The organism is Trinickia sp. NRRL B-1857 (genome assembly GCF_050470685.1).
GTDB lineage: Bacteria > Pseudomonadota > Gammaproteobacteria > Burkholderiales > Burkholderiaceae > Trinickia.
This window is the reverse complement of the sequence record NZ_JBFLUK010000011.1, coordinates 448306-474649: the sequence shown is the minus strand read 5'-3', so window position 1 is coordinate 474649 and position 26344 is coordinate 448306. Positions and strand designations below refer to the sequence as shown.

The window sequence follows — 26344 nt, the reverse complement described above, 5'->3', positions numbered from 1 at the left end:
TTCTAGTCGGTAGTGCCGTTGCGACGGCAAGCCTTCTTAACGCTTGCGATAAGTCATCCGGGCATGTGACCCACGTCCTACGCACTAGCTATCCGACACAGCAAGCGTGTCTCGACGATTGGCAGCAGCCCCAGGACTGTACCTATATAGGCTCAGGAGTCGCTGATCAGGCGACAGCAAGCTCCGCAGCGTCGGCAAGCACTCACGGGGGCGCCTATGGCGCCCACTGGTACGGACCGTATTACACGCGTAGAGGTGTCGTGTACCACGATAGCGGCACGACATCCAACCGAGCGGCGCCCCCTATTGGGCGCAACGGTACGACGGCCGAACTCGACGTTCGCGATAGCGAGTTGCACGGCGGCTCGAGTGCGTTCTCTCGCACGCCGAGCGACGAGGGGGCACGCGAGGCGCGGGTGATTTCGCGCGGCGGCTTCTTGCGCAGCGGTACCCCCATGCGCGCGGTCGGCCGCTTCTTCTCCGGATTTCACGGATCGGGTGGGGGTTGAAGGCAGTCGCAGCACGCTCGCGTCGTCCGCGCCGCGTGCCGCTCGATCGGCCAGGGGAGAACCGATCAATTCTTCACATAGTCGAGCAGCGTCTGCTTGCCGCTCACGTATTTGTAGAGCGAAATCGTTCCGTGCAACAGATCTCCCTTGGAATCGAACTGCGTCTGACCGAGCACACCTTGATAATTCGTCGCGGGCATCGCGGCGAGGATTTTATCGGGAGCCGTCGACCCCGCCCGTTTCATCGCTTCGACGATCACATAGACCGCATCGTAAGCGAAGGGCGAGTTGAGCACGGGATGGCTTCCGAATCGCTTCTCGTAACGCTCCGTGAACGAAGGCCCCTTCGGCATCTTCTCCAGCGGCGCACCGGCGATCGAGCAAATCACATCGTCGGCGGCCTCCCCGGCCAGTTTCGAGAGATCGTCGGCACATAGGCCATCTCCGGCGAGAATCTTTTGACCCATGCCCAGTTGCTTCGCCTGCTTGGCAAAAGGGCCGCCGGTTGCGTCGAGGCCGCCGTACATAATCGCGTCCGGCTGCTCGCCCTTGATCTTCGTGAGGATCGCTCGGAAGTCGGTCGCCTTATCGTTCGTCGCGTCGTGCGACATCACCTTGATGCCGTCGGCCTTCGCTCGCTTTTCGAACTCGTTGGCCAATCCTTGACCGTAAGCGGTGGCATCGTCCACGATCGCCACGGTCTTCACTTTGAGCGTTTTCGTTGCATAGTCGGCCAACGCGGGACCTTGCTGCGCATCGGTGGCCACGACACGGTAGGCGGTTTTGAAACCCTGTTGCGTATAAGCGGGATTGGTCGCCGACGGCGAGACTTGCACGATGCCCGCATCGCTGTAGATCTTCGCAGCCGGGATCGTGGTGCCTGAATTCATATGGCCGACTACGGCAACGACGTTGCTGTCCACGAGCTTCTGCGCGATTTGCGTCGCCTGACGCGGGTCACCCGCATCGTCCTGGGCATCCAGCACCAGGTTGATTTTCTTGCCGCCGACAACGAGCCCGTGTTCGTTGATTTCCTCCACCGCGAGCCTCGCGCCGTTTTCCGTATCCTTACCCAGATACGATGCAGGCCCCGTTACAGGCGCGGCTTCCCCGATCTTCACGGTTTCGTCCGCGAACGCTGCCCTCTCGGGAGCCGCGACCAACGCACCCAATATGCCGACGGCCGCTACGCCGCGTCCCAACATTGCTCTCTTGCTCATTGCGCAACCTCATCCGTAGTTATGGCCCGGCGGAAAACGAGCGCGGCCTCGCACGCATCAAGCCTTGCGCGCTCAACCGCATCCGCCGCCCTGCCCGTCTCGCTCGCATACCGCAACGATCCAGCGGATCGCCCCATCGCATCGGTCGTGAACCCCGCGGCGCCATCCACCGAGATGGCGGAAACGAATTTATGCGGCCACAAACAGGTGGCATTGCACCGATTTGCCAGAAAACAGAAGATATGCGACACGCATCGACCAACGGGCGAAGCCTCGATAGAATGAGTACGTCCATTACGCCGTTCGACGCATGCCCCGTCCTGACGACCTTCCATCCGATAGCGCTTCCGCTCACGAACTGATCGAGCGGCTGGATGCGCTTTCGAGCGCGTCCGAGGCCGGGCCCGCGCGATCCGGGCCGGAATTGAACGTCGGAATTCTTCTATGGCCGCGGTTTCCTCTCCTATCGCTCGGCGGTTTGTGCGATGCGTTGCGTCATGCCGCCGACCGCAGCGATCAAAGCCGTCCTTTACGCTGCATCTGGACGACGATCGGGGCGCAAAACGCCACGGTGGAATCCAGTTGCGGTATCGCCATCCCGGTGCAGTCGGTGTTCCCCGATGTACGTCAATTCGATTACGTTGTGGTGATCGGCGGCTTGCTGCCCTATCTGGAGCAGGTCAACAAGCGCTACTGGGATTACTTGCACGAGGCCGCGCAGGCGGGCGTACCGCTCGTGGGCATTTGCACGGGAAGCTTCGTGCTCGCGCGCGCCGGGCTCATGGAAGACCACGTCGCCTGCGTCCACAGCTTTCACTATGACGATTACCGCAATATGTTCCCGGTGTTGCGCGTCGTCACGCATGCCGACTACTTGATCGACGGCGATCGCGTGACCTGCGCGGGCGGCATTTCGGTGATAGAGCTTGCCGCCCGGCTCATTAACCTCCATTGCGGGCCGGATCGCGCATCGAAAGTGATTCACCAAATGACGGTCAGCCGCCGCGCCGGCTCGTCGTTCGTTGAACGCCGCAGAGCCCTCGGCTACCTTTCCGTGGGAGATGCCGCGGTTCGTCATGCTGCCTTGCTCATGGAGGAAAACCTCGAGGCGCCGCTCAATATCGCCGTCATCGCCCATATGATCGGCACGAGCGTGCGCCAGCTCGAGCGCGCGTTCATGGCCGAAATGAAGATGTCGCCGAACGAGTTCTATCGGCATGTGCGATTGCGCTATGCGCGCTGGATGTTGCTCAATACCTCGCGCAAAGTCACGGAAATCGCCTACGAGTGCGGCTTCGCCGATTCCGCGCATTTCATTCGCGTGTTCCGTGAAATTTATGGCGTAACACCAGGGAAGCTACGCGGTGCGCGCGCTCAGGCCGCATCCGACTAAGTCCCCGCAACGCGATCGCGCGTTGTCGCATTTCTTCTACTTTTCTTCCGATCGATGCAATCGTCATCGCGCCTCCGGCGCGTACATTGCTTGCGTGCGCCGAGAAATCGGGCCCTTTGATAAGCGACGCGTGCGAACAACGGTAAAGCAATGCAGCGAGATTCGATCACCGAATGAGAGACAAGCCCAATATCGTCGTTCTCGGCACGGGCGGCACGATTGCCGGCCGGGGCGCCGGATACGCCAATACATCCGCCTATGCATGCTCGGTGCTCAAGATCGACGAGGTCCTCGCCGTGCTTCCTCAGGGATCTCGACGGGCGAATCTCCGTACCGAGCAGTTGCTACAGACGGGCTCGGAAAACTTCAATAACGACCATCTGCTTTTGATCGGAAAGCGTGTATCGGCGCTGCTCGAGCAAGCCGACGTGGATGGCGTCATCCTGACGCACGGAACGGACACGATCGAGGAAACCGCCTACTTCTTGCACCTGACGCTTAAGAGCGTCAAACCCGTCGTTGTAGTCGGCGCGATGCGCCCGCCGTCCGCCATGAGTTCGGATGCCCCCTTGAATCTTTACGACGCCATTTGCGTCGTCACGCATCCGGCCTCCCGTGGCCGAGGCGTACTCGTCGTCTCGAACGACGAAATTCATACCGCGCGCGACGTCACCAAGGTCAATAGTTTCAAGCTGGAAGCCTTCGCCTCGCCGTATGGCCCGCTTGGATACGTCGTGGAGGGAGAGCCCCGGTTCTACCGCATGGCCTCGCGCGACCATACCGTACTCACGCCCTGGTCTCTCGCGCGAATCGATCGACTGCCGAAGGTGGACATCGTCTACGCCTACGGCGCACTCGACGCCGATACGGTCGGCAACGTTGCCGCTCACGCAGAAGGGATCGTCTATGCGGGCACCGGCAACGGCAATGTTGCCGATCACATCGTCGCCGCGCTTCGCGAAGCGGCGCGCAACGGCGTGCAAGTGGTGCGTGCTTCCCGTACAGGCAGCGGGGTGATCGTGCGAAACGGCGCGCAGCCGGACGACGACTACGGCTGGATCGTAGTCGACGATCAAGTCCCGCAAAAAGCCCGCGTTTTGCTCATGCTCGCGATGTTGAACGACCCCGCCGAGCGAGGCGCGTTGCAAGCCGCTTTTTACCGCTATTAAACGCGCCTGCGCGAACGATTCCGAGTCGCTTTCGTTAGCCGCATAACAGGTCGTCACATCGGCGCCAACGCTTGAAGCCACGCAAGCACTTCGCCCGCGTGCAGATGCGGCGGGAACACGGGGTAGAACACGTGCCGAATCACACCGTCGTCGACGATCATCGTTAACCGCTTCAAGAGCGTCATATCGGCCGCGGTGAACGATGGCAATGAAAGCGCCTTTGCCAACTCGAGGCGCCGATCCGACAATAGCGGATAAGGAAGATGCAATCGTTCCACGGCCTCTCGTTGGTAGGGCGTATCTTGTGTGGACAATCCGAAAATGTGACGAACGCCGGCTGCTTCGATCGCCGCGGCCCGATCACGAAAAGCGCACGACTGCGGCGTGCATCCGGCCGCCCCGGGAATGGATGTCCAGCCTTCGGGTAGCACACCGTCCGGATGCTTCTTCCACGGATAAACGTAAATCACCACACGCCCGGCGATTCGGCTCAGATCGACCGTGCCGCCATCGGTCGAGTCCAACGCGACGGCGGGGATGATGCGCCCGCTCAAGTGATTCGCCGCGCCATCGTCCAGCGGAGCCGGCATAGTGGACCAATCGATCGACATCGGATCTTGCATGCGCGGCTCCCGCCTTTGACGCCGACGCGGCAAAAACCCGCGCCGGCCCACAGCCGTCCAATAGATAACGTTATTCGATCAACGATTCGATCAAACCCGATCAATCTCCGCCTCAAGCCTCGACGTCAGCAGCGCATATTTTTCAGGCGACGTATCGGCGAGTGCCGATTCGCGGCTCGAAACAGCGTCGTCGTATGGGATCGGCTCGTTGAATTGGCTTACCGTGATGTCCCATTTTTTACCGTCGATCACGTTATAGAAATGCGTCCCCCCCGTAGTCCGAGTGCAAAGAATCTCGCCGCCGAAATAATCCTGCACGACCAGCGCGGTAATGCTGCAATGGTTCTGCGCCGGGTTCGAAGGCGACCAAGCGCCGGTCGGACTCGATGTATCGGCCGACCATACGCGAGAAATAACTCGGTATAGCTCGATGGGAGTGGCGAACTTACTCGGTTTAAGCGACGTCATGGTTTCACCTCAAGTTGAGCCGACGACGTACGAGGTAAGCAAAAAACAAAAAGCCCCGTCGCGATCGGCGGGGCTTCGTAGCATACGGTGCAGCATATTTCTAATGCACGCACGTTCCCGGCCGCCAATCCCAGTGGGGATGGTGCCAATGATGATGCAAGGTCGTGACGGGCGAAATAGCGTACATGAGGGATGAGTTTGCCCGCAAAGCACGAGCTCGTCAATCGCATTGTATTGCGTCGATCGGATCGCGGTATATCGATGCAAGTACGAGGTTTCGTATGGCATGATCGTAGGCTCGAAAGACAATCATCAAAAATGAGAGGCTGTCATGAGCGTTTCGTTAGTCGTTCTAATCGAGGTCCAAGCCGGCAAAGCCGATCAACAAATCGAGGCGTTCCGCGCCATCGCTCCGTTGGTTAGGGCCGAGGCAGGATGCATCGAATACGAGCTTCATCGCGTACAAGGAGACGACACTCGCTTCGTCATTACCGAAGAGTGGGCATCCGAAGAAGCGCTTGCCGCTCACAGCGTCGCACCGCATATGATCGCGGCAGCCGAGAAGAACAAGGCTTTTCGTGCCGGTCCGGTCGAACTCATTAAATTACTGCCGGTATGATCCGCGCTTCGGCGGCTCACGGCCTCCCACTAGGCGCCGAAGCCTCGCGCTAAACGGCCTGATCCGCCCACCTTCATCGGCGACCTCACGGCACCGCATTTGCTATTTCCTGCATAAACCCAGCGCGCGTCCTATAGTCATCGAAGGTCGTCGCGTGCGACACCGACCTTGGGTTCGACCACTCATGCAGGAGTCAACGATGCGTACGATGAAAGCCGTGCAAGTGAAAAGTGCGGGGGGACCGTTCGAACTCGTCGAACGCGAAGTGCCCGAGCCGCCGGAGGGCCACGTCTTGATCAAGGTTCAGGCCTGCGGAATCTGCCATAGCGATTCCCTTACGAAAGAAGGGATGTGGCCGGGGCTGCAATTTCCGCGCGTGCCCGGCCATGAAATCGCCGGCGTGATCGATCGACTCGGCGAGCGCGTCGACGACTGGCGCGTGGGCCAACGTGTGGGCGTGGGCTGGCACGGGGGCCATTGCGGTCACTGCGAGCACTGCCGGCATGGCGATTTCGTGCTTTGCAAAAACGGGCAGATCCCGGGCATCAGCTATGACGGCGGCTACGCCGAGTACATGGTCGCGCCGCAAGAAGCGTTGGCGCGCATGCCCGACGATCTCTCCGATGTCGATGCCGCCCCGCTCCTATGCGCGGGCATCACGACATTCAACGCGTTGCGCCACAGCGGTGCGCGCGCAGGCGACGTGGTCGCGATCTTAGGCATCGGCGGCCTCGGTCATCTCGGCGTGCAATACGCGAGCAAAATGGGCTATGTGACGGTTGCCATCGCGCGCGGCCAAGACAAAGCCCCGCTCGCGAAAGAACTCGGCGCCCATCGCTACGTCGACAGCGCCTCGCAAAACGTCGCCGAAGCGCTGCAAGCGCTTGGCGGCGCACGCGTCATTCTCGCCACCGCCACGAGCGGCAAGGCGATGACCGCCGCCCTCGGCGGTCTAGGCCTGAACGGCAAACTGATCATGGTCGGCGTATCCGAGGAGCCTGTGGAAGTGCCGATCACGCAATTCATCATGGGCCGCCACTCGGTTCAAGGCTGGCCCTCGGGTACATCGGCCGACTCCCAGGACACGCTGGCATTCAGCGCCTTGGCGGGCGTGAGACCGATGATCGAGCACTATCCGCTTTCGCGCGCGGCCGAAGCCTACGATCGAATGATGAGCGGCAAGGCACGCTTCAGAGTCGTGCTGACGCCCGACAAATAAGGGCGTGCCCGCGCGAGCCGTTATAGCTGGCTCATCCCGCCATCGACGATGATCTCCGTGCCGACGATGAACGACGACTCGGTCGATGCCAGGTGCAGCACGGTCGCGGCGATTTCCTTGGACTCGCCAAAGCGGCCGGCCGGCACCTGGGCGCGGATACTTTCCGCCGTCGCGGCAACCTGATCGGGATCCAGCCCCAGCTTGCCGTAGAGCGGTGTGGCGACCGGCCCCGGACTCACCACGTTCACCCTTGCGCCGCGCGGCAGCAACTCGGCCGACAGCGTCTTAGCGAACGAGATCAACGCTGCCTTGCTCGCCGCATAAATCGCCGTGCCCGGCATGCCGATATGCGCGTTGATCGAGCCGTTGAGCACGATGGACGCCCCTTGGTTCAGCAGCGGGGCAAGCGCTTGAAGCTGAAAGAAGACGCCCTTCACATTGCTGTCGAAAATTAGGTCCCAGAGCGGTTCGTCGGCTTCCGCTAGCGAGGCGAACTTGGCCACGCCTGCGTTGAGGAACACGGCATCGAGACGGATCCCTGCCGATTCGATCGCGCCAGCAAGTTCCCTTGCGGCGGCTACCGTGCCCGTTTCGTTACGCACCGCGAGCACCATCGAGCCGAGCTCGGTTCGCGCACGCTCGAGCGCCTGCGGATCACGGCCCGTGATAACGACACGAGCGCCCTCGGCTACAAATGCCTGAGCGGCCGCAAAACCGATGCCGCTGCTACCGCCCGTAACCAATACCGTCTTTCCCGAAAAGCGATTCATGATTCTCTCCACTAAGAAATGTCGTTCGACGACGTTGAAGCCATGATGGACGCATTCGGTGTCTATGCCGTACGATCTCGTCGATGCACTCGTTCGAAGGAATCGAACATGTTGTCGGAAGACGAATTGATGATGCTGGAAGCGATCCGATCCACGGGCAGCCTGTCCCGCGCGGCCGCCCGCCTGGGTCGTGCGCCATCGACCGTATCGCATGCCGCCCGCCAGATGGAAACGCGGTTCGACGCCCTATTGTTCGACCGCCGCGGCTACCGGCTGCGGCTCACGCCTGCGGGTCAGTTGCTTGCGGACGACGCCGCGCGACTCATGGAAGACGTGAGCCGCCTCGCGCGCCGCGTCAAGCAAGTCGCGAGCGGATGGGAAGACCGTCTTTGGATCGTGACGGATGAACTCATCGAATTCGAGCTGCTGCTCCCCGTGATTCGTTCATTCGACGCACTCGAGTCGGGCGTATCGTTGCGCGTCACGCATGAGGTCCTAGGCGGGACATGGGAAGCGCTGCGCGACGGCCGTGCCGATCTCGTCATCGGCGCTACGAACGATCCCCCGTCGATCGCGCATCTCCGCTGGATCGAGCTTGGCGCGATGCAATGGGTCTTCGCCGTGTCGCCACGCCATCCGCTCGCGCGCGAAAGCGCACCGCTCACGCGCGAGCGCATTGCCGTGCACCGGGCGGTCGTCGTCGCCGACACGTCTCGCGCCACGAGCGGCCGTGCCTACGGGGTATTGGGCGGACAAACGGCGCTAGCGGTCCCGAGCATGCAAGCGAAGATCGCGGCGCAGCGTGATGCGCTCGGAGTGGGCTGGTTGCCGCGACATCGCGTGGCGTCGCTGCTCGAACGTGGGGACCTCGTCGAGTTGCGCACGGCCGACCCTCGCGAACCGAACATTTTGTACGCCGCCTGGCGCAGCGACCAAGACGGCCGTGCATTGCAGTGGTGGGTCGAACAGATTCAACACCCTCGGCTCGCGAAGCGAATCGTAAAGGGAATCGATTCGTTCGCCTAAGGCTAGATACGCGGCGCGCGCGCCTTTCGCTTGACCGTCCCGCGCCCGTTTGCCTTCCCCTCGAGCAGGACGGCAAGCTGGTTCAAGCCCTGTTCGATTTGTTCTTCGGATACGCCGCCATAGCCGAATAAAAGCCCAGGCCGCCCTGGCTCGCCCATATGGAAGTCGCCGATGCCGTAAAGGCCGATGGACCTCTCCCGCGCAGCTTCTATCAGGGATTTTTCGTCGATACCGGTTTTCAGCAACGCGGATAAATGGATACCCGCCGCCGGCACGATGGGCTCGAACCACGGCGCCAGCCGATGCTGTAAATGATCGATCAGCATCGCGCGCCGAACGTCGTAGCGTTTATGGACTCGCCGCAGATGACGCGCGAAATGCCCATCGAGCATGAAGCGCGCTAGCGCGGTCTGCGTGAGCGTACACGTATGCCAATCGCAAGCCTGCTTGGCCTTGAGCAACGCGGCGTTGAGCCCGCGAGGCGCAATCACGTAACCGATGCGCAGTTCCGGGAAAATCGTCTTCGAAAACGTGCCGACATAGGCGACAAGGCCCGCGCTGTCGAGGCTCTTAAGCGACTCCATCGGTCGACCGTCGAATCGGAACTCGCCGTCGTAGTCGTCTTCCACCACGACGGCCCCGCATCGCCGAGCCCACTCGAGCAGCGCGACGCGCCGTGCAAGCGTCATCGGCATGCCGAGCGGAAATTGATGCGACGGGGTGACGTAGACAAGCCGTGCCTTTTTAGGCAATTGGGCAACGACGATGCCGTCGGCATCGACCGGGATGCCGACGATTTTCGCGCCGGCGGCCGCAAAGGCCGTGCGCGCCGGAGGGTACCCTGGGTCTTCCACGGCCACGATATCGCCAGGCCTGATCACCACCCGCGCGAGCAGATCGAGCGCCTGTTGAGCGCCTTGCGTCACGATGGCGTCCTGCCAAGTGCAATCGAGCGCGCGGCTGAATGCGACATAGCGCGAAATGGCAAGACGCAATGCCTGCTCGCCGCCCGGATCGCGGTAGTCGGCGCGGCTACGCGCCTGGTCCCGCAACGCGTGATTGAAGCAGCGCCGCCAGGCGTCGAACGGAAACACGGATTTATCGGTTACGCCGCCTAGAAAATCGCAATCCAGTGGCGCAAGACGCGTAGGCATCGACAACGCAAGCGGCGTTTCGGTCCAAAGCGTTCGAACGGCGGACGAGTGCGGCGCGGCCTGCGCATGGATGTCGTTCGTACTACGGGCATCCGCTTGCGCGCGCATAAGACCATCGGTGACGAACGTTCCGTCTCCCGCCCTGGCATGCAGATAGCCCTCCGAAATCAAACGTTCGAAGACTTCCAGCGTGGTCTTACGCGACACCCGCAATTGGCTCGCCAAATCACGCGTCGAAGGCAGGCGCTGCCCGCCCGCGAGACGGCCGTCGAGGATGCCCTCACGCAACTGACGATAGATTTGAGCCGCCAACGTGCGACGGCCTTCGATGTTGATTTGCAGCTCCATGAGCGCGGCCGCCTATTTAGCCGATGAACGCGGCCATTGTGACATGCGCTGCGCGAACGCCTCCGTGTTACGCCGGCATCTTTCTGAACGATATCGCGAGCCGATTCCAACTGTTGATCGCGCAAACGAGCATCGTGAGATCGACGAGTTCGTCGTCGGCAAAATGCGGCCGGACGTTTTCCCAAACGGCGTCCGGCACGTGATCGATCGAGACGAGCGTCAGGGCTTCCGTCCATGCCAGCGCGGCACGTTCGCGATCGGTGAAGAACGGTGTTTCGCGCCAGACGACGACGGTCGCGAGACGCCGCTCGGTCTCGCCGTTCTTGCGGGCGTCGGCGGTGTGCATGTCGACACAGTAAGCGCAACCGTTGATCTGCGATGCGCGCAGTCGAACGAGTTCCTTCAGCGAGTTTTCAAGCGACGATTTGCCGATCTGCTGCTCGAGCGCCATGAGCGCTTTTACCGCATTGGGATTGGCCTTATAGAAGTCGAGTCGGGTTTGCATGATGAGCTCCTGTTCGCGGATTCCTGCGCGCCGTGACGCGCGACAGGACCAAGAATAGGCTGCCCACCGGTATTCTTAAATAGCCAATTTTTTGTATTTTTAGGTAACCGGCAGATCACCCATCATGCTAGGTACGCTTTCATCCGGGCGAAACACGCGGTATCAGAACGCGTGCCGCACCCCTATCATCGCGGCTGTCGTATTCGCATTCGGCGCAACGAAGGAACCGTACACGACCATTTGATTCATGATTCCGCTATTGGCCACGTGCCCCACCTGCGCATAGAGTGTCGTTCGTTTAGATAGGCTGTAGTCGGCTGCGAGCGATACCTCGGTGGAGTGTCCCGGAAACGCACTCGCTTTGCTTCGCAGGTAGTAGAGACCCGACGTGATTTCCAAGAACGGCGAGACCCGGTAGCCGAGGCCGGCGGACCATAGGTCGAGGTTGGCGCGGCCGGCGTTCGAAGGATTTTTTCCCATCGAATAGGACGCCGATACCGTGAAGCCCTTCAGCGTATAGAGCGCCCCTAGGTAATAGAAGCGGTTGTTGTCGTTGCCCGTCGAGGGGATGGCCGCGCTGCTCGGATAGGTGGCCGGAAATGGATTCGTGTCGTGTCCGTTGTAATAGACGGCGGCAAGGTGCAAACCGTCGTAGACATAGCGCAAGACAGCCGATTCGCGGCTCCCCCCTTGCGCCTGGCCTGCGACCCCACCCGGCGCGTACTCCAGCTCGAGCGTCGCGCCGTGGAAATTCGGCGAGTGATAGACCAGCGCATTACTGTCGTAAAGCGCTCCGATCGGCGCATTCGTACTCGTGGGCACCCACCCCGCCGCCTGGTTCATCCCGATCCACGCCGTCAAAATGCTGCCGAAGTACTGCGCATGCCGGGCGTCCGTGTCCGCCATCGCCCATATCATCGGAACGATTTGCCGGCCGGCATCGACACTCCCGAAGGGGCCCGATACCCCCACCATCGCATACTGACTGAATGCCGCGCCGACGCCCGGCGTATCGCTAAGTTGGAAGCCGCCGTTGCCGCTATTGAACGCTTCTTGCAACTTGAAGCTGACCTTATAGCCGTTGCCGATATCTTCACTGCCTCGAATTCCCCAACCGCTCGCGTAGATGCCGCCGTCCTTGACGGCGAATACGTGCCCCGGGGCGAACTTCAAGCCGACCATCGCCGGTCCAGACGTGCTCTGATAGAGCAGCCCCGAATCGATCACGCCATACAACGTCACCGACGTCTGTGCGTGTACCGATCCGGCCAATGCCGCGCATGCCGCCACCGCGGCGAGTTTCGATTTCATGTGGTCTCCTCCTGTAAGTCTCTCTTCCTGCGAGCATGGCTCGAGCGTCAATCGATCCACTCGCGTAGCCGTTTCTTGTCCAACTTACCGACGCTTGTCTTGGGCATTTCCTCCAAAAAGATAATGCGGGTCGCCTCCGGAACGGCGTAGCGGCTGATGCGGTTCGCCTCGGCAAGCGCGAGCAGATGCTCCCGAACTTCTGCCACCGTCACGGCAAAACCGGGCCTGCGCACGAGGAGCGCCATCGGTCGCTCGCCCCAGCGCTCGTCCTTGACGCCGATCACGGCACTCTCCTGCACACCCGGCAATTCGTTGATCAACGCTTCGATTTCGATCGACGAGACCCATTCGCCACCGGTCTTGATGACGTCCTTGATCCGGTCGACGATCTGGACGTAACCGTCCGGATGCATCACGGCAACGTCTTGCGTGTGCAAGTAGCCGCCGGCCCACAACGCCTCCGATGCGTCGGGCTGGCCGTAGTAGCCGAGCGTGAGAAACGGTGCGCGCACCACGATCTCCCCGTGCGTCTTGCCGTCGCGAGGCACGTCGCGCATGTCGCCGTCCACCACGCGCAGATCGACCAGAAGGGCCGGGCGCCCCGCCATCGAACGCCTGCGCGCGTTGTCGTCGATGTCGGCGGGACGCGTGCCCGGGGGAAACTGCGCCAACGCGACGATCGGGCCGGTTTCGGACATCCCGTACCCGGCAAACACGTCGACGCCGCGGACGAGTGCAGCTCGGCACAGGTTCGGCGAGAGCGCCGATCCGCCGATGATCATCTTCCAGCCCGCAAGCGCTTGACTGCCGCTTGGGACAGCGTCGAGCAGCATCTGCAAGATCGTCGGGACGCAATGCGAAAAGGTCACGCCCTCGGCCTGCCGAAGCCGCATCAATACGTCGGGCGCGTAGCGTCCCGGCAGGACGATTTTCAAACCGAGCATGACGGCCACGTACGGCATGCCCCAGGCCAGCACGTGAAACATCGGCGTAATGGGCATATAGACGTCTTCGCGATGAAGACGTTGTCCTTCCCTCGGCGAAGCGAGCGTGGCGGCCGTGGCAAGCGCGTGCAATACGACTTGGCGGTGGCTATACGCCACGCCCTTCGGATCGCCTGTCGTGCCGGTCGTATAGAACAACACGGCGCGCGTGCGCTCGTCGAAGTCTTGGAAAGGGAATTCGCCGATTGCCGCGGATAGGCCCGATTCGTACTCGCAAGCAATCGGTGGCGAGACTTGCGCGGCGGCGTCATCGTCGCCGCCGTCGCGCGCAACGATGACGAGCGGCGGATGGGCCAGCGTGTTCCAGATTTGCGTCAGCAGGGGGAGAAATTCGGCATTGACGATCAGCACCGCGGGGCGAGCATCGTTCAATGTAAAGGCGATCTGCCTCGGCGAGATGCGCACGTTCACGGTGAACAACGTCGCGCCCATCATCGGGATCGCGAAGTAGCTTTCGAAGTACCGGTGACTGTCCCAATCCATGACTGCGACGGTCGTCCCATGGCTTACGCCGAGGGAATCCAGCATGCTCGCGAGCCGGCCGATACGCGCCCGAAATTGCGCATACGAAAAGCGTCGATCGCCGCGAAACGTGATTTCCTGATTCGCGTTGAGCACCAGTGCATTGACTAGCAATTGCTTCAACAGCAACGGGTAGTCGTAAGCCGACGGCGTGGGTACGACAAGCGGATCGGATAACAACGATTCGGGTTGCATGGGGTTTCCTGTGCGGAAGTCATCGATGCGTCGTCGCGCCGCATCATGAGACCCAGCATACCCACGCCATGCCTACGTTTCCCCTCCCGCAGGGAGAGGGGAAGCGGTGAAATACCCGACTACGGAAGGACCGGAATACCGCTCTCGATCATTGGGGTTCCAGCAATCCCAAGATAAGCGCGCGGCGGACGGCGTGCTTGCGAGAACTCGCGTCGAGCTTGCCGAACAGGTTTTTCAAATGCCACTTCACCGTGCCTTCTCCGATGGCTGCGGCCACGGCTATTTCCTTGTTCGAAAAATTGCGAGCGAGCAATTCGAGTATTTCTCGCTCCTTCGGCGTCAGCACCACCGTCGGGACCACCCGAAGTCCCTTTGCCGCACGCGCAGGCGGCGATTGTACGGCGTGCGGCAGCCGATCGGCGAGGGCCGTCAGCCCGGGCGTTCTTTCTTCCTGCCCGATTCGTCCGATCCAATCGGCAAGCGCGGGGTGGGCATCGGCTAGCGTGCGCACGAGGCCCGCCGCCTGCGACAGATTCATTGCCTCGCGCAGCAAAGCCGTGCCCTGCTTTCCGCTTCGCTCCAGCGCGAGCGCACGCAACCCGATGAGCTCGGCTCGATAGCGGCCGAGCAACATCGCCTCGCCCAGTTCGTCGGCTTCATCGAGTGATTCGAGTGCCGATGTCCAATCGTGGGAGGCCATCGTCGCGTGCGCGCGTGCGAGCGCGGCCAGCAACGCAACCCAGCGATGCCAAAGACGGCCGTGACTACCGGATGCTTGCTCGACGATCGCGTCGAGCCGGCGCATTAGCGCAAGGCACGTCTCCCCCCGATCGTGGCCGGCGTGAATCCGCACCTGCTCCGCAAGGCTCGCCACGCACAGCCTCGGCAATGCACGCGCACCCCCAATCGCGTGTAGCGATTCAAGCAAGGCGATCGCGCGATGTTCGTGGCCCTGCATCGCGGCGATGCGCGCCGCCGTCACGTAAGCGATCGTCACCGTTTCCGGCGTTCCGCTTCGCTCCAGTACATCGAGCCGATTCGCCAACAACGCGGCGGCCTGCTCGGCTCGACCGCGCTCGTACGCATACATCGAAGCCATCGCCGCAAACATACAAGAAAGCGGATGGCGCCGGCCAAGGTCGGCCTCGGCACTGGCAAGCGCGGGGACGACGATCTCCCCCGCCGAACGCACTTGCCCCTCCCAAACGTAGCTCAATGCCGCGATGTGGTCGCCCCATCGAAGCAGAAACCCCACGCCCTTTCCCACTTCGCCCCGAGGCATACGCTGGAGCAATAGCCGCGCTTGCCCCGGATTTCCCAGCAATAGCGCCCTGGCGGCGAGGCGATTCGCATGCGCTTGCGCGAGCCAGGATCGGCCGTCGGGCGGGTCGTCCGCCCAAGGAGAGAATATTTCGACGAACCGATCGATGTCGTCCGCGTAATAGGCGGCCGCGCTTTCGATCAGTGCGCATTCGTAGCGCAGCTCGCGATCGCCATGCTGTCCAGCCTCGATCCGCTCGATCTGCCGCAGCGCTTCGTCATGCCGATCGCCGAGCGCGAGCGCCCAAGCAGCGGCGACACGGAGCCGAGGACGGCGTTCGAGCTCGGTTTCGGGGAGCACGTCGAGCCAATCGAGCACCGCCTGTAGCCGCCCTTGTTTCACGGCGTCGTATAGGCATCGCTCCGCCAACTCATAGGCCGTCTGTAGCTGGCCGGCGGCATGCGCGTGACGCGCGGCCTCCTCGATCATGCCTTGCTCGGTAAGCCAAATCGCGGCGGCGCCGTGCAGCCGAACCAACACATCGTCAGGCAACAACCCGGCGCGCACCCTCAGCACTTCGCGCACCAGCGTATGCAGCCGGCTCCAAGCCGCCCCTTCCGCATCGACGAATACCGGTGTTTCACGCATGAGACGCGCAAGTCGTTCGCCGGCTTGCTCGTCGCCCGTCAACGCAACGCACAAATCGGGATGCAACGTCTCGACGATACTGATCTGCGTGAGGAACGCTTTGTCCTCGTCGGACAGCTTGGCAAGGAGCGCACCGACCAAATGGTCGCGCAACGCACCGGTGTGCGAGGCCATGGCATCGATGACCTGCAACGGATCGGCCGCGCGTGCCATGGCGGCGACCGCAAGCTGCAACCCAAGAGGCCAACCGTCGGTCAATTGCAGCAGGCGCGCGCAAGCATCGGCATCCACCCTCGGGCCGAAGCGTTGACCGATGAGCGCAATCGTCTCGTCGAGGCGGAACGCCAGCATGCCGGGGTCGACGAGTACGGCCTGACCATACGCGAGCAAGTCGTCCGCGACGCCTTCCAATCCCAGCCTCGCCGCGACGACGACTCGCAAATTCCGCGGCGCATTAAGCAAGACATAGGCCAGCGTCTCGCGACCGGTAGCCGGCAGCCGCTCCGCCTCGTCGACGATCAGCATGACATCGCCCGGTAGCTGCGCCAGTTCGGCGAGCCAGGCGGTTGCCGCCTCCAATCCGCTAACCGAGGCCATGCCGCCGTCTATCAACAGCCGCCCGAACGAAGGCCGAGCGCATCCGGCCCGGACGGCTTGCACCAGGCCGAACAAAAAGCGCTCGCCGTCATCGCGCTCGTCGCACGAGTACCAGGGAACGGTCGTACCGAGTGCCAACTGTTCGCGGCGCCACTGAGCCAGTAGCGAGGTCTTGCCGTAACCGGCCGGGGCGCGGACCACCACGACCGCGCGTTCGCGCACGTACGGATCGGTGCTGCTCAATCGAGCACGCATCAACAGATGCGGCTGCGAGCGAGGCGCGGTGATTTTCAGCAGGAATTCGGCGATTGCGCTATCGATCGAGGTCGTCATCGTCTAGTGAGTGTGACATTGCGGCGTCAGGCTTCGCAATAACCCCCCCTCCCCTCGTGGGAGGGGTGGCGAGAACACGACCGCACTACGATACTTTCCAGCAGATGTTTCACAAGAGGGAAAACCATGACGTTGCGCGCATGCCCTCCCACGAACACGGTTAGCGGGCAATCACGCTCGCCGCTCGAACGAACAGGAGACACAGATGGCACACGCGATTCGCTTGCATGAGACGGGCGGCCCGCACGTGCTCCGATGGGAGCACGTCGAAGTCGGCGAGCCGGGCCCTGCGGAGGTGCGGATACGGCACGAAGCGGTCGGCCTGAACTTCGCCGATACGTATTTCCGCAGCGGTCTTTATCCCGTGCCGCTACCGAGCGGGATCGGCGTCGAGGCGGCCGGCATCGTGGACGCGATCGGCGAAGGCGTGACCAACGTGGCCGTCGGCGATCGCGTGACCTATACCGGCTTTTTGAACACGCTCGGTGCATACAGCACGACACGCTTGATCCCAGCTGCACCGCTGATCAAATTGCCCGACGCCATTTCGTGCGAAACGGCGGCCGCCATGACGATGCGCGGACTCACAGCCGCCTATCTGCTGCGCCGCATCCGCGCCTTCAAGGAAGGCGACACCCTCCTTTTACATGCTGCGGCCGGCGGCGTCGGCTTGATCGTATCGCAGTGGGCCAAGCTTCTCGGTCTGAACGTGATCGGCACCGTATCCAGCGAAGCGAAGGCGGACCTGGCCCGCGCTCACGGCTGCGACCACATCGTCTACTATCGGCGCGAGGATGTAGCGCAACGCGTGCGCGAGCTGACCGACGCGAAGGGCGTCGATGTCGTATTCGATAGCGTGGGGAAAGATACCTTCGAAGGTTCGCTGAACTCGCTGAAGCGCCGCGGCCTAATGGTTTGCGTCGGCACCGCGTCGGGCCCGATTCCGCCCTTCAATCCGCAGCTGCTCGCGATCAAGGGATCGCTCTACCTTACGCGCCCGGCACTCGCCGACTACATCGCCGATCCTGCCGAGAAAGCCGATCTCGCGCAGGACCTGTTCGGCCACGTCGCCGCGGGCCGTATCAAGATCGAAATCAATCAGCGCTATGCGCTGAGCGACGCAGCACTCGCGCATCGCGACTTGGAAGCGGGCAAGACGACAGGCTCGTCGATATTGACGGTGGAGGGAGACTGACCATGCACATCGTACCGCTCACTTGCTCGATCGGCGCGGAACTCATAGGCGTGGACCTGGCCGATGCCGTCCACGACGATGGTCTCTTCGCCGACATTCGCGCAGCGTTACTGAAACACCGCGTCGTCTTCCTACGCGATCAGCAATTCACTCGCGCCGAACACGTCGCGTTCGCGCGGCGCTTCGGCGAACTCGAGGATCACCCAGTCGCCGGCAGCGACCCAGAGCACCCCGGCCTCGTACGGATCTACAAATCGCCCGATCAGCCGAACGATCGCTACGAGAACGCTTGGCATACCGACGCCACCTGGAGAAACGCTCCCCCCTTCGGCTGCGTGCTGCGTTGCGTCGAGTGTCCGCCCGTGGGCGGGGACACGATGTGGGCGAACATGGTGCTCGCCTACGAAAACCTCCCGGCACACGTGAAGACGCAAATCGAAGGCTTGCGCGCCCGCCACAGCATCGAGGCCAGCTTCGGCGCGGCCATGCCGATCGAAAAGCGCCTCGCGCTAAAAGCCCAGTTTCCGGACGCCGAGCATCCGGTCGTGCGAACGCATCCCGAGACAGGCGAGAAGGTGCTGTTCGTCAACGCATTCACGACGCACTTTTCCAACTATCACACGCCCGAGCGCGTGCGCTTCGGACAGGATGCCAACCCGGGGGCCGGGCTGCTGCTGAACTACCTGATTAGCCAAGCGTACGTCCCCGAGTACCAGGTTCGTTGGCGCTGGAAGAAGAACAGCGTCGCGATATGGGACAACCGCAGCACGCAGCATTACGCGGTGATGGACTACCCACCGTGTACGCGCCAGATGGAACGCGCCGCGATCGTCGGCGACGTGCCCTATTGAGCAGACGCTCGCCGGAGCGCACGCACGACGCACGGCGTCGTTCATTCCATATCGATTATCGGAGCACATCATGCAATTTCTCGACGACTCGCTACATCCCGCCAACCAAGACAAAGTAGTCATCACCGTCGCGCCATACGGGCCCGAGTGGATGCCCGCGGATTTCCCCGAGGACATTCCCGTGACGATGCAAGAGCACGTGCAAAAGGCCGTCGACTGCTACAACGCGGGCGCGACCGTGCTGCACATCCATGTTCGCGAGTTGGACGGAAAGGGCAGCAAGCGCCTCTCGAAGTTCAACGAGCTGCTCGCGGGCCTGCGCGAGGCCGTACCCGACATGATCCTGCAAGTGGGCGGCTCGATCTCGTTCGCGCCCGAAGGCGAAGGCGCGGAGGCCAAATGGCTCTCCGACGATACGCGCCACATGCTCGCGGAGCTCAGTCCGAAGCCCGATCAAGTCACGGTCGCGATCAACACCGTGCAGATGAATATCACCGAGCTCATGAATTCCGATGATGTGGCGGGTACGTCGCTGTTCGAACCGGCTTACTGGGAGGCATACAAAGAGATGACCGTGCCGGCCGGCCCGGGCTGGGTCGAAGAGCATTTGAAGCGCTTGCAGGCCGCCGGCATTCAGCCGCATTTTCAGCTCACCGGCATGCATTCGCTCGAAACCTTGGACCGCTTGATCCGCAAAGGCGTGTATCGCGGCCCGCTCAACGTCACCTGGGTCGGCATCGGCGGCGGCTTCGACGGCCCGAACCCCTATAACTTCATGGAATTCATTCGCCGTTGTCCCGACGGCTCGTGCGTCACGCTCGAATCGTTGATGAAGAACGTGCTGCCGATCAATACGATGGCCATGGCGATGGGCCTGCATCCGCGCTGCGGCATCGAAGACACGATCGTCGATCAAAAGGGCCGGCGCATCACGTCCGTTCAACAGGTCGAGCAGTGCGTGCGCATCGCGCGCGAACTCGGTCGCGACATCGCAACCGGCAAGCAAGCGCGAGACATCTACAAGATCGGCGTGCAGTATCGCGACGCGGACGAAACGCTCGAAAAGCTCGGCATGGCACCCAATCGCAAACCAGGCCAACTGAACGTTCCGCTGCGCGCGGCCTAACGTCCGAGCGGCCGTGCGCATCGTCGCAAACGGGGACTCGCACGAAGCCCCCGCAATCATCGAGCGAGACCTGCAAGCGAGCGCCGCGGGAAAACGCCAAGCGACGCCTCGGAGGAGACAACCTTGTACCAGCACAGTGTCAAACGCACGTCGGCGAACTTCGTTCGGCCGAGCGCTTCGCCCGCCTACGCGTGGCTCGTCTTCGCGCTGACCTTCGCGCTGCTGCTGTCCGACTATATGTCGCGACAGGTCTTGAATGCCGTGTTTCCGCTGCTCAAAGCAGCTTGGGGCTTATCCGACACGAAGCTCGGCGCACTCAGCAGTGCCGTCGCGTTGATGGTCGGCACGCTGACCTTTCCGCTCTCGGTTCTCGCCGATCGATGGGGCCGGGTGCGCAGCGTCATCCTCATGGCTGCGCTCTGGAGCCTGGCGACGCTCGGCTGCGCCATCTCGCGCAATTACGGCGAAATGTTGATTGCACGCGCGCTCGTCGGCGTCGGCGAAGCCGCGTACGGAAGCGTCGGCCTCGCCATCGTGCTCAGCATTTTTCCCCCTTCGCTGCGCGCGACATTGACCGGAGCGTTCATGGCCGGCGGCGCCTTCGGATCTGTCTTCGGCATGTCGGCCGGCGGCATGCTCGCCGTGCGTCTTGGATGGCAATGGTCGTTCGGCGCCATGGCGGCCTTCGGCTTCATGCTGGTCCTCGCTTACGGCGTGAGCGTAACGGATGCACGCATCGACGCTTCGCGTTGGAGCGAGCAAACAGCCGGTCCGACGGCGCGCCCGCGCTTCTCGACGCTGTTTAAAAGCTTGTTTTCGACGGTATCGGTCGTTTGCGCCTATCTCGGCAGCGCGTTGCAGCTTTTCATCATGGGTGCGGTACTCGCCTGGATGCCGAGCTTCCTGAATCGCTATTACGGCCTGGCGCCCGACAAGGCGGGAATGGCGGCGGCCGTCTTTCTGATGCTGGGCGGCGCCGGAATGATCGTCTGCGGAATCGTGACCGATCGAGTCAGCCGTACCGTCGCGACGCGCAAATGGGTCTCTGCCATCGCCTATTCGCTCGGCTCGTTCGTTCTGCTTGCCATCGGCTTTCGTCTGCAAGCAGGCCCCGCACAGCTAGCCGTTCTCGGCGCCGGCATCTTCCTCGTAGCAGGCACGTCCGGTCCCGCCGGCGCGATGGTCGCGCGGCTCACACCGGAAACGATCCACGCTTCCGCGTTCGGTACGCTGACGCTGGCCAACAACCTCATCGGCCTCGCCCCGGGACCGCTCGTCACCGGCATCATCGCGGACCGCATCGGCTTGCTCGGCGCATTGCAGCTCATCCCGTTCGCCGCGCTCGCGGGCGCGCTCCTATTCGCGATCGGGAAGCAACGCTATTCGTCGGACCTTCTAAGCCTCGCGACGCTGGAAGCCGCCGCGCAACCTCGATGACTCCTTCGTTTGGATAGTACGCATGACATTCCCATCGCCCCCCGCACTATTGATCGTCCCCGGCTTGCGGGACCATGTCGCCGACCACTGGCAAACGCATCTGGAACGCCAAATACCGGGTGCGCGTTCGGTGCCGCCGCTCGAGCACGACAAGCTCAGTTGCGCCGCGCGCGTCGATGCGTTGGAAGCGGCCCTCGCAGCAATCGCGGGCCCCGTCGTTCTCGCGGCCCACAGCGCCGGCGTCATGATCGTGGCGCACTGGGCACGGCAGTATCGACGGCCGATCGTAGGGGCGCTGCTGGCGACGCCGGCCGATCTGGAAACGCCGTTGCCCGCGGGCTACCCCACCTACGAGCAATTGGACCGTCATGGCTGGCTGCCGACACCGCGCACACCGCTGCCGTTCCCGAGCATCGTCGCGGCCAGTACGAACGATCCGCTCGGCCGATTCGAACGAATCGAAGCGTTGGCCTCCGCGTGGGGCAGCCGCTTCATCGACGTAGGCGCGGTCGGCCACCTCAATCCCGCGTCGGGCTATGGCTCATGGGCCGATGCGCAAATCCTCTTGGCCGATCTGCTATCGAACGACGGCATGCACCCAGCGAGTCAAACCCTCGACGCGCCCAACCCATAGCGGCCTCGCGACCCAGCAGGCGGCGACCCAAGCCAGCGTCACGACGAGCAGGTCGCATCGCCCGCTTTTCCACCAGTTCAACGAATGCCGCTGCCATATCCACGGCACGCCGAGCGGATTCGGCCAATCTGCGAGCAGGTGCATGACGCCGCCGCAAGCGAAGCCGAATAACGCCGTGGTATAGGGCTTCGCGTGATGCAGCGAGCCGTATGAGAAGACGAGGACCGCGAGCCAGCCCAGCCCCCAATGGGTCGCCGTGCGATGGGTGATCCACAGGCGTCGCGCCCGGCTCCACCATGCGACCTCCATCCAATCGGGCGCGGTTCCGCCCGCGACGCCGGCCACGAACGCGGCAAGTCCGCCGAGATGCCAAGGTCCGGCCGCGCCGGTTCGGACGACGAGCGCGGCCGCAATCAATCCCGCGGCCCAGCCGGTTGCATGATGCGCGCTATTCGATGCCATACGAGTCTACGGGTCAGTGCGCTGAAATTCAAAGGGACGGTATTGTCGCAGAACGATGCGCTCGGCATGGCGCGAATCGGCGCAATCTCCGTAAAAGACCCTTTGCAACCGGCACCTATTCATCAGATGTTTTGCCGCAAGCGGCCAATGCCGAGCGGAGTCTATTGGGGACACCACGGCCATCGCACCGCCTTCAGAATTTGCTGACTGACCCGTAAACAAGGAAAGGCGCTTTTCGCGCAAGCGGATCCGCATCGACCGACTCATGCACTGAATGCGAGTGACAAACCTATTCCAGCGCAGCAACGCACCGAACATCGCATTGATGCGTAGCCAGTTCGAGGCGTTCTCACGGCAGTTGCCGCTGCTTTACTTCACGTTGATGGTCAACAGCATCGCCGTGGCGTACACGCACGTCCAAAGCGCGCCCGCCGTGATGAGCAAGATCATCCCCGCGGTCCTCTGCGCAGGCTGCATGTTGCGGCTTTTCGTCTGGGCGCGCCGGCGCGCCCTAGGGATGGTATTGACCGACGGCCAAATCGCCGTCCGGATGAGAAACACCGTGGTGCTCGTCGTGCTGTTCGGCGTGGCCTTCACGTTCTGGGGCCTGAGCCTATATCCGTACGGTGGCGCTTACGAGCGGACGCACGTCGCGTTTTACATGTCGATCACCGTCATCGCCTGCATCTTCTGTTTGATGCATATGCGCATGGCCGCGTTGCTGCTCACGGCGATCGTACTGGGCCCGTTCGTCGTCTTCTTCTCGATGACGGGCAATCCTGTGCTGCTCGCGATCGCGATGAACGTGATGTTGGTCTCCATCGCGATGGTCAAGGTCCTACTGACTTACTATCGCGATTTTTCCGATCTCGTCAACGCGAAGAAGGTACTTGAGGACAAGCAGCAGCAATTGCTCGCGCTGAACAACGAGAACCAACGTCTAGCGAATATCGACAGTCTGACCGCGCTGCCCAATCGCCGCCATTTTCTGAGCCGCCTCGGCCAGCATTTCGCGCATGAGCGCTTGAACGAAACGCGCTTCGCCGTCGGCATCGTCGATCTCGACGGCTTCAAACAGGTCAACGATTTACACGGACACCGCGCGGGCGATAGCTTGCTGCGTGAAGTCGGACGCCGGCTGGAGGCCTTCACGAGCGACGATTTGCAGATCGCTCGGCTGGGCGGGGACGAATTCGGCCTTGTCTTTGGGCATGTCTCGTCAAACGATGCGCTGCTTGCGATCAGTACCGCCATTTGCGATGCGCTACGCCAGCCTTATGCGTTGTCCGAGATCACGGCGCGCATTTCCGCAACGATCGGGATCGCGCTGTTCCCCGAGGCGGGCCGCACGGCCGAGCAGCTGTTCGAGCGCGCGGACTATGCGCTCTATCATGCGAAGGCACACCGGCGCGGGCAAGCCCTGATCTTTTCCGAGCAGCACGAAAGCACGATCCGGCACCTGGGCCGCATCGAGCAAGCACTGCGGCAAGCCGATCTCGAGCGCGAGATGACCCTGCATTTCCAGCCGATCCTGAACGTTGCAACCGGCGAGATCGTCTCGTATGAATCGCTCGCGCGTTGGGAGAGCCCGACCCTGGGAAAGATCCCACCCGATGTGTTTATTCGGGTCGCGGAAAAAAGCGATCTGATTCACGAGTTGACCGCCGTTCTGCTGCGCAAAGCGCTTGCATTCATGGAGCGCAGCGATATGCGCGTCGGCGTCTCGGTCAATCTTTCTGCGCGCGATCTCGCTTCGCCCGATGCCGTCGAACGTATTCGCCAGATCGTCTTGCAAAGCCATGTCGATCCGAGCCGGCTGACGTTCGAAGTCACGGAAACAGCCGTCATCGAGGATTTCGCGAAGGGCCGCGCGGCGCTATCGCAACTGAGTGCGCTCGGCGCGAAGATCGCCCTAGACGATTTCGGCACCGGGTATTCAAGCCTGCACTGCATTCATCAATTGCCGCTGAACAGCGTGAAAGTCGATCGCACGTTCGTCGGCAATATCGAGCAAGACCGGCTTGCACAAGGGATCGTACGCACGATCGTCGAGCTTTGCCGCAACCTGGCACTGAGCTGCGTAATCGAAGGCGTCGAAACCGAGCGGCAAGCCGCCGCGCTCGCCGAACTCGGCTGCAACTTCATGCAGGGCTATCACTTCGGCAAGCCCGCCGCCATGGACGGCTGCCCGGCCGAACGGCTCGCGCTTTCCGCTCGTACGTTCGGCTGTCTCGGCTAACGGCCGCCCGCCGTTACCGGCTTTGCCGATGCGGCGGCCGGCGGCGCGTCTTCGATTTGCCGGAAGATCAGCGCCGCCACGAGCGTGATCGCGCCAACGCAGATAAAGCTCATCCGAAAGCCGAAGATGCTCGATCCCGTGTGGCCGGAAAACAGTTTGACGAGCGTCCCGCCGATCGACACACCCAGCCCCATCGCCAGCATCTGCACCATCGAAAATAGGCTGTTGCCGCCACCCGCATCCTCGTGCGACAGGCCTTTGAGCGTCACGCTATTCATGGCCGCGAACTGCATCGAGTTGGCCGCGCCGAAAATCGACAGCACGACGATGGTGCCGATCGCCGGCGTGTCGCGCGTAATCAACGCGAATGCCACGATCGCGCCGCCCACGATCAACGTATTCGCCAATAAAAATGTGTCGTATCCGTAACGGTGGATCAACGGCGCGATCCAACGTTTGGCGACCGTTCCGGCGAGCGCGGCCGGCAGCATCATCAAGCCCGACTGCAACGGCGCATACCCGAGTTCAAGTTGCAACAGCAGCGGCACGAGGAAAGGCACCGCGCTCGATCCGATGCGGCAAACCAAGTTGCCGATCAGGCCTACGCTAAAATTCGGCTCGCGAAACAGCGACAGTTTGAACAGCGGATTGCGACGGCCCCGCGCATACGGCACATAAGCGAGCGCCGCAACGAGACCTAGCGCGAACAATGCGGCCGACCATGCCGCGCGGTGCGATTGCGTCGGCGCATCGACGGCGAGCGAAAACGCGATCATGCACAGCGACAGCAACGCGCAGCCGCCGACGTCGAACGGCGGCGCGCTGCTGCCGTCCGCTCGCGGCAAATAGCGATAGACGGCGAACATCCCGATCAAGCCGATCGGCACGTTGATCAAAAATATCCAATGCCAAGAGATCGCCTCGACGAACCAACCGCCGAGCGTCGGCCCGACGATCGGCCCGACCTGCCCCGCAACCGAGATCAAGGCGAGCGCCGAAACGTATTGTTCCGCGCTAACGCTGCGTAACACGGCGAGCCGGCCGATCGGCAACAGCATCGATCCGCCGATACCCTGCAAGACACGAGCGATCACGAGTTGTTGCAGCGTATGCGCACTCGCGCAACTAATCGAACCCAACACGAAAATCAGGATCGCACCGAAATAGACGCGGCGAGTGCCGAACCGGTCGGCGAGCCAGCCCGACGCCGGCGTCAGCGTGGCCATCGTCAACGTGTAAGCGACGATGGCCCACTGCATCGCGAGCGGTTGCTCGCCGAGGCTGTGCGCGATGGAGGGCAGCGCAGTATTGACGATCGTCGTGTCGAGCGCCTGCATGAAAAAACCCGCGGCGACGATCCAAAGTAGCGCGGTCTGGGTTGAATCCTTGCTCATCTTCAAGTTCTCGAGCGCTTCAAAAAGCCCAATGAAACGAGCTCTTTCCACGCCGTCGATGCCATCCTTGGAAACAAGAATATGATATTGGAATCGGTTTCAATCGCGAACC

General features: G+C 62.2%; 23 protein-coding genes. 12 read left to right on the top strand and 11 right to left on the bottom strand.

Annotated features, from left to right (window positions below):
• Positions 1-260: 260 nt before the first annotated feature.
• Positions 261-509 (top strand): hypothetical protein, encoded by a 249-nt coding sequence (locus tag AB1286_RS23195; protein ID WP_430365592.1) that lies wholly within the window; start codon positions 261-263, stop codon positions 507-509.
• A gap of 65 nt (positions 510-574) precedes the next feature.
• Here AB1286_RS23195 and AB1286_RS23190 read toward each other — a convergent pair whose 3' ends face one another.
• Positions 575-1729 (bottom strand): branched-chain amino acid ABC transporter substrate-binding protein, encoded by a 1155-nt coding sequence (locus AB1286_RS23190; protein WP_430365591.1) that lies wholly within the window; start codon positions 1727-1729, stop codon positions 575-577.
• A gap of 310 nt (positions 1730-2039) precedes the next feature.
• Here AB1286_RS23190 and AB1286_RS23185 point away from each other — a divergent pair, with 310 nt between their 5' ends.
• Together AB1286_RS23185 and AB1286_RS23180 are read left to right on the top strand one after the other, a co-directional pair.
• Entirely contained in the window at positions 2040-3122 is a 1083-nt protein-coding gene (locus tag AB1286_RS23185; RefSeq protein ID WP_430365590.1) for a GlxA family transcriptional regulator, read from the top strand.
• A 173-nt stretch (positions 3123-3295) separates the two neighbouring features.
• Complete coding sequence (locus AB1286_RS23180) at positions 3296-4291, top strand: asparaginase (RefSeq protein WP_430365589.1); 996 nt, start codon at positions 3296-3298, stop codon at positions 4289-4291.
• Positions 4292-4344: 53 nt separating this feature from the next.
• On the opposite strand, the gene AB1286_RS23175 is transcribed toward AB1286_RS23180, so the two are convergent.
• Both AB1286_RS23175 and AB1286_RS23170 read right to left on the bottom strand, forming a co-directional pair.
• On the bottom strand, positions 4345-4914 hold the full coding sequence (locus AB1286_RS23175) for a peroxiredoxin (RefSeq protein ID WP_430365588.1): 570 nt from the start codon (positions 4912-4914) through the stop codon (positions 4345-4347).
• Positions 4915-5004: 90 nt separating this feature from the next.
• Positions 5005-5382: a YunG family protein gene (locus AB1286_RS23170; protein WP_430365587.1), complete on the bottom strand. Its 378-nt coding sequence runs from the start codon at positions 5380-5382 to the stop codon at positions 5005-5007.
• A 331-nt stretch (positions 5383-5713) separates the two neighbouring features.
• On the opposite strand from AB1286_RS23170, the gene AB1286_RS23165 reads away from it, so the two are divergent.
• Both AB1286_RS23165 and AB1286_RS23160 read left to right on the top strand, forming a co-directional pair.
• Positions 5714-6001, top strand: a complete 288-nt coding sequence (locus AB1286_RS23165; RefSeq protein ID WP_430365586.1) for a putative quinol monooxygenase — start codon at positions 5714-5716, stop codon at positions 5999-6001.
• A 199-nt stretch (positions 6002-6200) separates the two neighbouring features.
• Entirely contained in the window at positions 6201-7220 is a 1020-nt protein-coding gene (locus AB1286_RS23160) for an alcohol dehydrogenase (protein WP_430365585.1), read from the top strand.
• 20 nt (positions 7221-7240) lie between these two features.
• Here the strand turns inward: AB1286_RS23160 and AB1286_RS23155 are convergent, their stop codons facing one another.
• Entirely contained in the window at positions 7241-7990 is a 750-nt protein-coding gene (locus AB1286_RS23155) for an SDR family oxidoreductase (protein WP_430365584.1), read from the bottom strand.
• A 108-nt stretch (positions 7991-8098) separates the two neighbouring features.
• On the opposite strand from AB1286_RS23155, the gene AB1286_RS23150 reads away from it, so the two are divergent.
• Positions 8099-9016, top strand: a complete 918-nt coding sequence (locus AB1286_RS23150; RefSeq protein ID WP_430365583.1) for a LysR family transcriptional regulator — start codon at positions 8099-8101, stop codon at positions 9014-9016.
• A gap of 2 nt (positions 9017-9018) precedes the next feature.
• Here AB1286_RS23150 and AB1286_RS23145 read toward each other — a convergent pair whose 3' ends face one another.
• From AB1286_RS23145 to AB1286_RS23125, 5 genes are all read right to left on the bottom strand, one after another.
• Positions 9019-10518 (bottom strand): PLP-dependent aminotransferase family protein, encoded by a 1500-nt coding sequence (locus tag AB1286_RS23145; protein ID WP_430365582.1) that lies wholly within the window; start codon positions 10516-10518, stop codon positions 9019-9021.
• Between the two features lie 67 nt (positions 10519-10585).
• Entirely contained in the window at positions 10586-11023 is a 438-nt protein-coding gene (locus AB1286_RS23140; RefSeq protein WP_430365581.1) for a carboxymuconolactone decarboxylase family protein, read from the bottom strand.
• Between the two features lie 162 nt (positions 11024-11185).
• Positions 11186-12334, bottom strand: a complete 1149-nt coding sequence (locus AB1286_RS23135; RefSeq protein WP_430365580.1) for a porin — start codon at positions 12332-12334, stop codon at positions 11186-11188.
• A 47-nt stretch (positions 12335-12381) separates the two neighbouring features.
• Positions 12382-14055, bottom strand: coding sequence for a fatty acid--CoA ligase (locus tag AB1286_RS23130; RefSeq protein ID WP_430365579.1), 1674 nt, complete (start codon positions 14053-14055; stop codon positions 12382-12384).
• A 148-nt stretch (positions 14056-14203) separates the two neighbouring features.
• Entirely contained in the window at positions 14204-16894 is a 2691-nt protein-coding gene (locus AB1286_RS23125; protein ID WP_430365578.1) for a LuxR C-terminal-related transcriptional regulator, read from the bottom strand.
• 205 nt (positions 16895-17099) lie between these two features.
• On the opposite strand from AB1286_RS23125, the gene AB1286_RS23120 reads away from it, so the two are divergent.
• From AB1286_RS23120 to AB1286_RS23100, 5 genes are all read left to right on the top strand, one after another.
• On the top strand, positions 17100-18089 hold the full coding sequence (locus AB1286_RS23120; RefSeq protein WP_430365577.1) for a quinone oxidoreductase family protein: 990 nt from the start codon (positions 17100-17102) through the stop codon (positions 18087-18089).
• Positions 18090-18091: 2 nt separating this feature from the next.
• On the top strand, positions 18092-18940 hold the full coding sequence (locus AB1286_RS23115; RefSeq protein WP_430365576.1) for a TauD/TfdA dioxygenase family protein: 849 nt from the start codon (positions 18092-18094) through the stop codon (positions 18938-18940).
• A gap of 70 nt (positions 18941-19010) precedes the next feature.
• Positions 19011-20066: a 3-keto-5-aminohexanoate cleavage protein gene (locus AB1286_RS23110; protein WP_430365575.1), complete on the top strand. Its 1056-nt coding sequence runs from the start codon at positions 19011-19013 to the stop codon at positions 20064-20066.
• Positions 20067-20189: 123 nt separating this feature from the next.
• Positions 20190-21503, top strand: a complete 1314-nt coding sequence (locus AB1286_RS23105) for an MFS transporter (protein ID WP_430365574.1) — start codon at positions 20190-20192, stop codon at positions 21501-21503.
• Between the two features lie 22 nt (positions 21504-21525).
• Positions 21526-22137 (top strand): RBBP9/YdeN family alpha/beta hydrolase, encoded by a 612-nt coding sequence (locus AB1286_RS23100; RefSeq protein ID WP_430365573.1) that lies wholly within the window; start codon positions 21526-21528, stop codon positions 22135-22137.
• On the opposite strand, the gene AB1286_RS23095 is transcribed toward AB1286_RS23100, so the two are convergent.
• Entirely contained in the window at positions 22081-22599 is a 519-nt protein-coding gene (locus AB1286_RS23095) for a metal-dependent hydrolase (protein ID WP_430365572.1), read from the bottom strand. The genes AB1286_RS23100 and AB1286_RS23095 overlap by 57 nt on opposite strands.
• 280 nt (positions 22600-22879) lie before the next feature.
• Here AB1286_RS23095 and AB1286_RS23090 point away from each other — a divergent pair, with 280 nt between their 5' ends.
• The gene (locus tag AB1286_RS23090; protein WP_430365571.1) at positions 22880-24838 is read left to right on the top strand and encodes a putative bifunctional diguanylate cyclase/phosphodiesterase; all 1959 of its coding nucleotides are present in this window, start codon (positions 22880-22882) and stop codon (positions 24836-24838) included.
• Here the strand turns inward: AB1286_RS23090 and mdtD are convergent.
• Positions 24835-26265, bottom strand: a complete 1431-nt coding sequence (mdtD, locus tag AB1286_RS23085; RefSeq protein WP_430367290.1) for a multidrug transporter subunit MdtD — start codon at positions 26263-26265, stop codon at positions 24835-24837. The two genes, AB1286_RS23090 and mdtD, sit on opposite strands and share 4 nt — an antisense overlap.
• Positions 26266-26344: the final 79 nt, after the last annotated feature.